The organism is Cellulomonas triticagri (genome assembly GCF_003696205.1).
Taxonomy (GTDB): domain Bacteria; phylum Actinomycetota; class Actinomycetes; order Actinomycetales; family Cellulomonadaceae; genus Cellulomonas; species Cellulomonas triticagri.
This window is the reverse complement of record NZ_RFFI01000053.1, coordinates 17,472-29,656: the sequence shown is the minus strand read 5'-3', so window position 1 is coordinate 29,656 and position 12,185 is coordinate 17,472. Positions and strand designations below refer to the sequence as shown.

Sequence of the window (12,185 nt, the reverse complement as noted above, 5' to 3'; positions counted from 1 at the left end):
GGCTGCTCCGGGGGCGGCGGGACGGCCGCCGCCGGAGCGGGCGCGGTCGGCGCGGGCGGGGTCGTGGTCGGGGCGCTCATGCGGCGGCCGCCAGACGCAGGGCGCGCGGCAGGTCGTCCAGCGACCCGAGGCGCACGAGGGACAGCGTGCGCTGGGTGCGCACCTCGACGTCCACGCCGGGCACGCAGCTGATCACCAGCGTGCGGGTGCCCTCGGGGACGTGGCGGGCGGACGCCCGCAGGTCGGCGTCGCCGACGACCGAGCCGGTCACCAGGAACGCCAGCGTGACGTCCGGGGCCTCGCGCGCGATCCGGCGGCCGAGCAGTCGGGAGCCCGTGCCCTCCGGGCCGACGACGATGCCCGAGCAGTCGTCCAGGAACGGGCGGCGCGCGGTCGTGCGCACCCGGCCCGACCCCGCCAGGACCTCCAGCGGGTGCTCCTCGGCGAGCACCCGCACGCCGACGGACGCGACGACGCTGACGGCGAGCTCGAGCTCCGCGTCGTCGTCGGCGTGCCGGTAGTCCCGGGGATCCGTCGCCAGGGCGATGGCCGTCTGGGTGCGCCGGGTGTCCTCGTACTGCTTCACGGTGAGCTCGCCGCGACGAGCGGTGGTGCGCCAGTGGATCGACCGGCGGTCGTCGCCCACGACGTAGTCGCGCAGCGCGTGGAACGCCAGGTCCATGTCCGACAGGTCGCGGGTCGCCCCGCCCTCCAGGTCGCGCAGCAGACCGGCGTCGGCGCCGGTGAGCATGACGACCCGCGGGTGGACGTACAGGTCCTCGGAGCCGGTGGTCACGGCGTGCCGCACCGCGATGCCCAGCGGGTCGCCGCGGACCGCGCGCACGGGTCCGACCGTGACGACGGCGCGCCGGTCGGTGGGCACGGCGAACAGCTCCTCGTGCTCCTCCCCCGGGGCCAGCGCCGGGACCTCGAGCTCGGCGCGGCCCTGGCCGACCTGCAGCTCGAGGCGCACCGCCCGGGTGCGACGGGTCGCGGGCGCGCTCACGACGACGCCGCCGAACGCCCGCTCCCCCACGCGCACGCGCCGGTCCGCCAGGTCCAGCCGGACGTCGTGCGGCAGGCGGCCCCACGTCATCGCGACCGCCACCAGCACCGCGGCCACGCCGACGGCACCCGCCGTGGCGAGCTCCAGCCAGCCCAGCAGCACGCCGACGGCCGTGGCGGCCACACCCAGCAGCCCCGCGCCCCAGCCGACACCCGACAGGCGGGTGCGTGAGCGCCTCACGACACCCACCCGCCGGTCCCCCGCACGATCCGCACCGTCACGCGCGCGCCACCGGCGGCGGGGTCGCGGACAGCACGCGCTCGACCACCTGCGTGGTCGTCGCACCGAGGAAGTCGGCCTCCGGGTCCAGCACCAGACGGTGCGCGAGCACCGGCACGGCCAGGTCCTTCACGTCGTCCGGGATGACGTAGGCGCGACCGGCCGCCGCAGCGGTCACCCGGGCGCAGCGGACCAGCGCCAGACCACCGCGGACGCTCGCGCCCAGCGCGGTCTGCGGGTCCTCGCGGGTGCCCTCGACCAGGCGCGCCACGTAGTCCAGCACCGCGCCGTCGACGTGCACGGTCTGGGCGAGCTCCGCCATCTCCACGACACCCGCCGTCGTGACCACGGCGTCCAGCGCCGTCGTGCGGTCCCGGTTGCCCGCGAGGATCTCCACCGTCGCGGTGCGGTCCGGGTAGCCCAGCGAGGTCCGCACCAGGAACCGGTCGAGCTGCGCCTCCGGCAGACGGTACGTGCCCGCCTGCTCGATGGGGTTCTGCGTCGCGATCACCACGAACGGGCGACCCACCGGGTGCGTGTCCCGGTCGACCGTGACGTGGCCCTCCTCCATGACCTCCAGGAGCGCGGACTGCGTCTTCGGCGAGGCGCGGTTGATCTCGTCCGCGAGCAGCACCGACGTGAACACCGGGCCCGGGTGGAACTGGAACGTGCGGGTGCCCTGGTCCCAGATCGTCACACCCGTGACGTCGGACGGCAGCAGGTCCGGGGTGAACTGGATGCGCTGGTGCGTGCCCTGCACCGACGCCGAGATCGCCTTCGCCAGCGAGGTCTTGCCGGTGCCCGGCGCGTCCTCCAGCAGCACGTGGCCCTCCGCGACCATCGCGGTGAGCACCAGGCGCACCGGGCGGTCGGCGCCCAGGACGGCGCGGGAGACGTTCGTGACCAGCGACGTGAACGTCTCGGCGAACCAGGCGGACTGCTCGGGGGTCATCGCGGGGTGTGCTCCTGTCGGGTGTCGCCGGTCGGGCGGGGCGTGCGGGCGGTGCGGGTGGTGCTCGCGGGCTCGGGGGTCCGACTCCCGATCGGCAGGCGGCGGCTCATCCGGAGCCGTCGCCGGGGTCGGGGTCGTCGCCGGGCGGCGTCTCCGGCTGGGCGGCGGTCCACGGCAGGGCGATGTCCTGCCACTCCGACCAGGACCCCTCGTGCGCGTTGGTGACGGCCAGCACCCGTGCCTGGAACTGGCCGTTCTCCGGCACGTCGGTGAGAGCGACGGGCGTGGACGTCCCCGTGACGTCGGACGCACTGCCGATCCGGGTCCATCGGCCGAAGACCCCTGCGCGGCTCTCGACCTCGACGACGTACCGCAGGCCCTCGGATCCGCCGGACTGGACGCCGCTCCACGAGATCGTCGCCTGCGTGGGCTTGCGCCCGTCCCACGCCGACGGCGTGCCGGAGATCGATCCCCGGTCGACGGTCCCCGGCTTCGTGGTGACCGTCGCCGACGCGGCGCCGCTCCACTCGCCGCAGCCCGCGCTGTTGCACGCCTGGACCTGGAGGGTCAGCGTCGTGCCGCCCTGGAGGTTCTCAAGGGGGACCTCGGTCCGCCTTGGGTCGAGGCCCGTGCGGATCACCTGGCCGTTGCTCATGACGTTGTAGCCGGTGATCGGGGCTCCGCGCACGTTGGCCGGTGCGGACCAGGACAGGGTGATGCGCCCCTGCCCGGCGTCGCGCCCGTTCTCGGCGGACGCCTGGACGTTGCCCGGCGCGTCGGGGATGCCGAAGGCCGTCGCGCGTGCGGTCCCCTCGGGGCCCTCGCCCGCGCGGTTGGTGGCCCGGACGCGGAACTCGTACTCGACGCCGTTCTCGGCGTTCTGGAACGCCCAGGACGTGCTGGCGTTGATGCCGTTCACGCCGTTCCACGACCCGCCGGGTCGCCGGTACTCCAACCGGTACGACTGGATCGCGGCGCCGTTCGTCGCGTTCGGCGACCAGGCGACGTTGATCTGACCGCCCCACTGCGTGCCGACCCGCTCCGCGGTGACGGTCGGGGCCGCCGGCGGGGCGGACGGCGTCTCGGTGGCGGACGCGGGGCTCCACGGGCTCGGGTCCGGCGCGCGGTTGTGCGCGCGGACCTGCAGCGTGTAGGCGGTGCCGTTCTCCAGCCCGGTGAACTGGTACGACGTCCCGCTCGTGGTCACGGTGCTGCTGCCGCGGGGCGGGGCCGGCGAGAGCATCAGCGTGTACGACGTCACCGGCGAGCCGGTGGTCGCGGGGGCGTCCCACGACGCGTTCAGCGTGCCGTCGCCGAACCCGGTCCAGCGCGGGGCGCCGGGCGCCGAGGGCACCGCGTCCGGGCGGGCCACCGCGGAGGCGGGGCTCGGGTCGGACCAGCCGACGGCGTTCTCCGCCGCGACCGTGAACGTGTACTCGACGTTGTTGGTCAGCCCGTCGATGGTGCAGGTCGTGCTGGAGCACGCCCGCGCGCCGCCGGGCAGCCCGGGGCTGCCGGTGACGCGGTACCCGGTGATGGGCTCGCCCCGGTTGTCGGGGGCGGTCCAGGAGAGCACGACGGTGGAGTCCCGCACCTCGCCGACCCGGGGGGCGGCGGGCGCGGCGGGCTTGCCGCGCACGCGGAGCGTGACGGTCGCGGCGACCTCGCGGGCGGAGTCGTCGGTGGCGTCCCGCACGCGGACGCTCACGACCATCTGCCCGACGAGGTCGGCGGACGGCCGGATGACGACGTTGCTGCCGGACACCGAGGCGGTGCCGGTGCCGGAGGTCTCGACGCTGGCGCCGACGACGCGCAGCGGCTGCTCCGGGAACGGGTTGTACGCGCCGGACAGCACGTCCACGACCGTCTCCTGGCCCTGGACGCCGTCGTTGACGGAGCGGTCCGGGACCGACGCGACGCGCCGGGTGCTGGCGACGGTGCGGAGCTCGACCTGCACGTCCATGGTGCCGGCGCGGCCGTAGCCGATCTGGAGCTGGAGCGTCCCGCGGGTGCCCTTGGGGGTGCTGACGTCGGAGGCGACCGACAGGCGGGTGCCGGACAGCGAGGCGGTGAAGCCCGCGGGGACCTCCCCGGTGATCCGGTAGGTGTACGTCTCGACCCCGGAGGCGCCCTCGACGCCCTGGGTGAAGGCCATGAGGTCGACGGTGGTCGGTGCCTCGCCGGGCCCGACGAGCAGGGCGGACGGGACGAACGTCGGCGGGTAGTCGTCGATCGTGTAGACGGTGACCGACAGGGTGATGACCGAGGTGCGGGCGCTGGTGTCGTCCGGGCCGGTGGCGTCGGTGACGGGGACCGTGATGGACGCGGGGCCGACGTACCCGACGGCGGGCGTGTACTGCACCGTGGTCGAGTCGACGACCAACGAGGAACCGTCGGAGCGGGTCGCGGTGACGGCGGTGGGGTCGGCGACCTGCGCCGTGCGGCCGGGCGCGACCTGCACCTGCTCGTCGAGCGGGATGGTGATCGTCTCGCCGCTGGCGACCCGCAGCTCGGGAGCGCGGGGCCGGACCGTCGGCGGGAAGAACCCGAGCGCCGGGACGGAGATGAACGCGTAGGACCGGGCGCTCTCGTCCGTGGTGTTGGTCAGCAGGTACGGGATGGTCTGCGCGGTCTCGGCGAGCGTGACCGTGACCGTCCCGTCGGCCGCGACGGTGGCGGCGTCGGCCGCGCTGCGCGGCACGGACACGGAGAGGTCGCCGAGCGGGCCGGACGGGTTCTGCGCGACGCCGAGGACGTCGACGTCGACCGTGGTGCGGCCGATGGTGTCGATCGGCGGCACGACGACGTCGCGGGCCACCGGCGGCAGCACGGGCGCCTCCGGGTCGACCGTGACGGTCAGGACCGCCCCGGCGCGGGAGCCGAGCTGGTTCTGCGCGGTGTACCCGACGGCGAACACGCCTGCCTCGGTCCCGGTGACCTGCACCCGGCTGCCCCGTACCTCGGCGGTGACGCCCGGGTCGGCCTCCAGGTCGTCCAGCAGGCTGAGGGTGCCCCCGGCGACGTCGGTGTCGTTCTCCAGGACGCGGACCTCGACGGTCTGCCCGGGACGCACGGTGATGTTGTCGTCGCGGGCGACGACGCGGTTGCTGTCGCCCGGGCGGGCGGCGATGCCGACCCGCACGGTCGCGACGGCGCGCTGCCCGGTCCAGTCCTCGACGGCGTAGGTGAACGTGTCGGTGCCCGCCTCGCCGGGCAGGGCCTCGTACTCGAGGTAGTCGGCACCGACGGTCGCGACGCGACCCTTGGTCCCGGCGGACGCGACGCCCAGCAGGGTGATGCCGTCACCGTCGGTGTCGATGCCGACCAGCGGCACCGGGATGCGCACCGTCTCCCCCGCGAACACGCGCGCGGTGAGGGCGCGCGGGCGCGGCGGGGCCTTGGTCTCCGGGTCCGACTCGTGCACGCGCACTGTGACGGTCGCGGCGGTCTCGTTCCCGGTCGAGTCCTGCACGACGAACGTCGCGCGGACGGTCATGGGGGTGGCGGGCGCCTGGAACCGCAGCGCGTCGCCGGAGACGAACATCAGGCCCTGGCCGTCGCCGAGCGGCTCCGCGAACTCGGTCTTGAGGGTGAGCTCGTCGCCGTCGGGGTCGTAGGCGTCCTCGAGCACGGGGATGGTGACGACGCCGCCGGTGCGGACGTCGGCCGTGACGTTGGGCACGACGGGGGGCTGCGAGGTCGAGGAGGCCGGGACTGGTGAGACGAGGATCTGCCCGGTCGCGGAGGCGACGCCGTTGGAGACGACGTACTGCAGCGTCACGGGCTCGGTGAGCGCCCCGACCGCGGAGATCGTGACGATCTCCCGCTGCCGGACCGCGACGCGCAGCTCGTCCGGCGCCTCGACGCTCTGCAGCACGAGGACGCCGCCCGCGGGGTCGGAGTCGTTGTCGAGCGGGTTGATCGTGGTCTGCCCGCCGGCGGGCAGCCAGGCGCGGTCGAGCACGGCGACCGGCGGCTGCACCTCGTCCGGCGCCTCCAGGACGTCGATGCGGGCGAGGCCGGTGGCCTGCTGCGGCGGCGCGGTGACGGTGAACGACACGTAGTAGGTGCCCGCCTGCGCGGCGCGGAACGTGAAGGTGCCGTTCTCCAGGTCCGGCGTCACGGTGGTGCCCGCGACGTCCTCGACGCCCGCGAGCCGCGGCCGCTCGGCGCCGAAGGACCGCACGGCGGCCAGCGGGTTCACGTCGACGTCCTGCCCCGTGTACGTCTGCGCGTGCACCGGGTCGAGCTGGATGGGCAACGACCCCGGGGCGCGCACGTCGACGTCGACCGTGCCCTCGGAGGTGTGGGTGCCGTCGGACACCAGGACGCGCACGACGGTGCGGCCCAGGTTCCCGCCGTCGGCGACGTAGGTCAGCGTGCCGTCCTGCCGGAACCGGGCGGTCCCGGACTCCGCGACGGCGCCGACCAGGGTCAGCGGGTCGCCGTCGGGGTCGGAGAAGTCGGCGAGGACCGGGTACGTCGCGGTGGCGTTCTGCTCGACCCGGATCTCCCCCACACGGTCCTGCACGGGCGGGTCATCCTGCCCGGCGCCCCGCACGGTCAACGTCACCTGCGCGGTGGACGGCGCGGTCGCGCCCCGGCCGTCGTTGATCGTGTAGGAGAACGTGGTGCTGCCGGTGGCGTCCGCGGGGACCGAGACCTGCAGCGCGCGACCGCCGTACACCTGCTGCAGGGTGCCGAACTCGGCGGGCAGCGGGTCGACGTCGGTGATGACGAGGATGCCGCAGTCGGACGACGTGTCGTTGTCGATGACGGGCAGGATCGTGGTGCGCCCGGCGCGCACGCCGAACTCGTCGTCCACGGCGTTCGGCGCGGCGGAGGTCGGCGAGCACTCGGGCACCAGGTCCGTGGTGGTGCGGTCGCCCTCGCTCTGCTCGGTGTCGTCGTCGGGCTGCTCCTCGGGGACGACGTCGGTCCACTCGGGCTCACGCAGCTGCGTGTCCTCCAGCGGCAGCCACAGCCGCCCCTCGAGGGTCTCGTTGAGGGCCACGACCTGCCGGTTCACCCGGAAGACCAGGTGGTCGGTGCTGGTGACGCCGGCGAGGTCGAGCAGCTCGGGCTCGGCGTCGTCGCACAGCCGCAGGTAGTTGAGGGTGCCGGTGGGCCAGGCGCCGTGCGCGCAGGTGCCGACGCGCACCGGGGCGGCGGGCGTGCCGGAGCCGCCGGCCTCGTGCTCCGCCGCGACGTCGCCGGAGGACAGCGCGACCTCGACCAGGCCGGTGCTGCCCGCGACGAGCGCGGTGCCGGACGCGGGTCCGGCCTGCTGGAGCACGGGCTGCGCCATGCCGAGCGCGCTGGACCCGCCGGGGGTGCGGACGGTGTCGCCGTCCAGGCCGACCGGGACGTCGCCGACGGCCGTGAGCGCCTCGACGGGACCGTCGAGCGGCGCGGACGCCTCGGACTGCGTGGCCCCGCCAGCGCTCGGGCTGAGCCGGGTGACCTCGCCGGTCGTGCCCGCGACCGCCAGGGCGACACCGGTGGTGGTGGCGACCACGAGGCCGTCGTCGCCGACCTCGGCGTCCGGCTCGTCGGCCGTGACCTGGAGCAGCGGGAGGTCGGCGAAGGTCCGCACCCACGCCTGGCCCTCGGGGTCCATGACCGCGACCGTGCCGCCCGCCATGGACACCTGCGCGCCCGCCGGGACGGCGACCTGCGTGGTCGCGACGACGCCCGCCGGGTCGACCACCGAGACCATGCCCGGTTCCACGATGAGGACGTTCCCGGCCTCCTGGAGCACGTCGAACTCCGCGCTGGTGGACGTCAGCCCCGCGTTCAGCTCCTCGACCTGCGCGTTGTACCGGCCGACCTGCAGCGTGCTGGTCGACGTCAGCCACACCGCGCCGTCGTTGAGGTCCACCTGCGCGAGCGGGAATCCCGGGTTGACCAGCGCGAGCGTCGCGACGACCGCGGGCACGCTGACCACGGCGGCCGTCGAGGCCACCTGCTTGCGGTTCCAGCGCCACCTCACGACGCGCACCCCTCCGTGGGCACGGTGGACGTGCGGCGGTCGGCGCGGACGAGCGACACCTCGATGCAGACGCCGGAGGCCGGGTCGACCTGGTCGGCGGGGACGACGACGCGCTGCTGCTCGACGATCTGGAGCTGCGGCTCGCCGGTCGCGGTGCGCACGCCCCACAGGTACGTGTCGCCGTCCTGCTCGTCGGGGTTGGTCCAGGTGAACGCGGCGGTGCCGTCGTCCTCGATCGTGCCGAACAGGTTGGTCGGGCTCGGCACCGTGGCGCCGATGGAACCCGCGGGGCCCGGGAACTCGGACTCCGCGTCCGGACCGGGCTGGGTCGCGGGCCGGTTCGCGAGCAGGACCACGGCGACGACCGCCACGGCGATGGCGAGGACGGACCCGACAGCCGCGAGCACCTGCGTGCGGCGGGACCGCGCGGGCGCGCCGGGGCTGACCTCGCGGACCAGGACCTCGTCGAACCCGGGCACGCCCGGGGCCTCGGCGGCGCGCGGGGTCGACGGGGACGACGGGGACGGTGCGGCCACGGGCGTGCCCGCGGGCACGGAGATCACGGGACGCATGCGGGTGGCCTCGGCGCCCGCGCCGACGTCCACCGGAGGGCCCACCGGCACGGTGGTGCGCGGCACGGGAGCCGGACCCGGCGCGACCTCCATCACGGGGCGCGCCCGGGTCGCGTCCGCCTCCAACCCCGCGGCGGCGTACCCGCCGGGCAGGGTCGGCGCGGCGTCGTCCACGTCGATGGCGGTCAGCGGCAGGCCGAGGTCGGCCTCCACCGCGCGCAGGTCGTGCGCGAGCTCGAGGGCGGAGGCGTGCCGGAGCTGCGGCTCCCGGGCCATCGCCCGCGCGAGCACGGTCCGCAGCCGCTCCGGGACGTCGTCGCGCGTGAACGGCACCGGTGCGCCGCGCTCGATGCGGCCGACCAGGTCGGCGGCCTCGTTGCCCCCGCCCGGGCGCTCGAACGGCGACCGCCCGGCCAGCGCGGAGTACAGCGTCGCGGCCAGCGAGTACACGTCGGAGCGGGCGTCGCCCGACGGCACGGCGGCCAGCAGCTCGGGCGCCGCCCACGGGATCGACATGCCGAACGCCGGACCGCCCGACTCCAGGGTCGCCGCGATGCCGAAGTCGCTCAGCACGGGTCGCCCGAAGTCGTTCGTCAGGACGTTCCCGGGCTTGATGTCCCGGTGCAGGATGCCCGCGCGGTGCGCGGTCTCCACGGCGGACGCGACGCGCACGCCGACCTGCAGCACCTCCGCCACCTCGAACCGCTCGGTGCGGTACCGCTGCCCCAGGCCGGGACGCGAGCAGTACTCCATCACCAGGAACGGACGGCCGTCGCCGGCCACACCCGCCTGGTAGACCGTCACGATCGACGGGTGGTGGGACAGCCGGGCCGTCAGGTCCGCCTCGCGCTCGAACGCCTCGCGGGTGTCCGCGTCGACGCCGCCGAGCAGCACCTTGACCGCCACCGACCGACGCGGCAGCTCCTGCTCGTACAGGAACACGTCGGCCGAGCCCCCCGAGCCCAGCAGCCGCTGCACCGTGTAGCCAGGGAGGTGCGGCGGCTGCGAGGCCTCACGTCGACGCGTCACGCACCCGGCTCCACGGTGAACGTCACGCCGTCGCCGAGGTCGACGAGGTCACCCTCGCCGACCGCGACCGGCTCGCCGGCCGAGATCCGCCGCGGCGGCAGCCCGCCGCTCGCGACGGTGATGCCGTTGGTCGAGTACAGGTCGGTCACCAGGACGCGACCCAGCTCGAGGCGCACCTCCGCGTGGGTGCGGGAGATGTCCTGCTCGGGGCTGGGGACGGTCACCAGGCGCGGCTCGGCGCCGTCGGGCGCGCGACCGGCCTGCGGGGCGCGGCCGATCAGCACGACGCCGTCCACCGGCACCCGCGCACCGGTGGACAGGGCCAGCAGGGGCGCCGGGGCGTGGGTCGTCGGGGCGGAGCCCGCCGCCGTCACCGGCACGGCACCCGTCACGGGCGGCGGCGTCTGGCCCGTCGCCGGGGTCGGCAGCGACGGCCAGTCGCCGGTCTGCGAGACCGCCCAGGACGGCAGGTGCTGCCGGATCGAGGCGAGCTCGCCGGACAGGATCGTCAGGCCGTCGTGGTCGTCCGCGGACGCCGGGCCGGGCAGCGCCGGGGCGGGCGGCGGCACGAACGGACCCGTCGCCGGTGCGGGCGCCGGGGCCGGCAGGGAGGGCGTCGGGACCACCGGGACCGGGCCGGTGTCGGCGTCCAGGTCCGAGACGTCCGGGGTGGGCACGTCGGCGGCGGGCTCGGGCTCGTGGTCGGGCTGGGCGGTGACGTGCGAGGCCGCGTCGGCACCGTCGTCCTCGGTGCCGGTCCCCGCCTCGGGCTCGGGTGCGACGTCCGCGAGCGCCTCGTCGGCCTGGCCCGGCTGTGCGGCCCGGTCCGGCTGCGCGGGCTCGTCCGCGCCGACGACCTCGACCGGCTCGGGGGTCCCGGCGGTCTCGGCGACGGCGCCCTCGGCGTCCACGTCGACACCCGCGACGGGCGTGGGGACGGCCACCGGCTCGGCGTCCTCGGCCGCCACGGCCTCGGGGACCGGCACGACCGCCGCGGGGACCGTCGCGACCGGCGTCGGGGACGCGGGCAGCACGACGGGACCGGCCGACGGCGTCGGCTCCGCCGCGGCAGGCTGCGCCCCCGCGACCCGGACCCGCACGCGCGACGCCCGCACCACCCCGCTCACGATGGGCAGCGCGGACCCGCGCGCCGACCCGGTCGCGCGCACCCTCACCTCGTCCGCGGAGCCGACGGAGCGCTCGGACCAGGACACGACGTCCGGCGCGGCCAGGACCTCGGCGCGGGTGCCGCGCACGACCTCGACCTCGACGTCACCGCGCAGGGCGGTGTGCACCTGGCCGGTGCTCAGGTCCACGGCCGCGAACGGGTGCAGCCCGCCGATGCCGTGCCGCACGAGGGCGTCGAGCTGCGCGCCCAGGCCGCCACCGCGCTCCGGCGCGGCGGCCCACACGTCGCGGACCACCTCCGGCGGGGTCGACGGGGCCAGGAGCAGCACGACGCCGTTCGCGACGACGGCGTACCAGTCGCCGGGCGTGTACTCGGGCACGATCACCGAGGGTCCTCCAGGTGGCTGCGGGGTCGCGGGATGGTGGCTCCGTCGACCGTCTCGTCCCATGTCCTATCGGCAGGCTCGGTGCCGAAGGCAAGCCATCCGGGTGAGGAACCCTCGCTCTCTCCTGCGTCGACCACCACGGCGGTCGTGTTGTCGCGCCCGCCCGCCTCGACGGCGGCGCGGACGAGCTCCGCCGCCGCCTCGACCGGGGTGGCCGTCCGGGCCAGCACCTCGGCGATCTGCGCGGGCAGCAGCTCGCCCGTGACGCCGTCGGAGCACACGAGGATCCGGTCGCCGGGGCGGGCCGGGAGCATCCAGTAGTCGGGCTCCGGGTCGGCACCCGTGCCGAGCGCCCGGGTCAGCACGTGCCGCTCCGGGTGCTGCTCCGCGGCCTCCCGGGTGAGCACGCCGGTGTCCACGAGCTCTTGCACGACCGAGTGGTCGACGGTGAGCTGCGCGAGCTCCCCGTCCTGCCACCGGTACACGCGCGAGTCCCCCACGTTGAAGACCAGCCAGTGCGCCGTGCCGTCGTGCTCCCCCAGCGCCACGCCCGCCACCGTCGTGCCGCCCTCGCGGCGCTCGAACGCGCCGCGGATGCGCTGCGCGGCGTGCCGGAAGCAGGCGTGCAGGTCCGACGGGTCCACGACCGTCAGGCCCGCGAGCCGCGCGAACTCCTCGACCGCGAGGCGGCTCGCGACGTCGCCCGCCTCGTGGCCGCCCATGCCGTCGGCGACCAGGAACACCGGCGGGTGCGCCAGCAGGGCGTCCTCGTTCAGCGCGCGCACGCGCCCGCGGTCGCTCGCCGAACCCCACGTCGTGCGCACCCTGAGCTCCCCTCGTC

Annotated in this window: 6 protein-coding genes; all 6 read right to left on the bottom strand. The window is 75.8% G+C overall.

Annotated features, from left to right (window positions below):
* Positions 1-76 precede the first annotated feature (76 nt).
* Entirely contained in the window at positions 77-1,246 is a 1,170-nt protein-coding gene (locus tag EBM89_RS10915) for a DUF58 domain-containing protein (RefSeq protein ID WP_122149463.1), read from the bottom strand.
* A 37-nt stretch (positions 1,247-1,283) separates the two neighbouring features.
* Positions 1,284-2,237 (bottom strand): AAA family ATPase, encoded by a 954-nt coding sequence (locus EBM89_RS10910; protein ID WP_122149457.1) that lies wholly within the window; start codon positions 2,235-2,237, stop codon positions 1,284-1,286.
* A 106-nt stretch (positions 2,238-2,343) separates the two neighbouring features.
* Positions 2,344-8,229, bottom strand: a complete 5,886-nt coding sequence (locus tag EBM89_RS10905) for a fibronectin type III domain-containing protein (RefSeq protein WP_233571676.1) — start codon at positions 8,227-8,229, stop codon at positions 2,344-2,346.
* Entirely contained in the window at positions 8,226-9,830 is a 1,605-nt protein-coding gene (locus EBM89_RS10900) for a serine/threonine-protein kinase (protein ID WP_122149456.1), read from the bottom strand. The genes EBM89_RS10905 and EBM89_RS10900 overlap by 4 nt, the downstream gene beginning before the upstream one ends.
* A complete protein-coding gene (locus EBM89_RS10895) occupies positions 9,827-11,344 on the bottom strand; it encodes an FHA domain-containing protein (protein WP_122149455.1) in 1,518 nt (505 codons plus the stop codon). Before EBM89_RS10895 ends, EBM89_RS10900 begins: the two co-directional genes overlap by 4 nt.
* Complete coding sequence (locus EBM89_RS10890) at positions 11,341-12,168, bottom strand: PP2C family protein-serine/threonine phosphatase (protein ID WP_122149454.1); 828 nt, start codon at positions 12,166-12,168, stop codon at positions 11,341-11,343. The genes EBM89_RS10895 and EBM89_RS10890 overlap by 4 nt, the downstream gene beginning before the upstream one ends.
* Between the last annotated feature and the right edge of the window lie 17 nt (positions 12,169-12,185).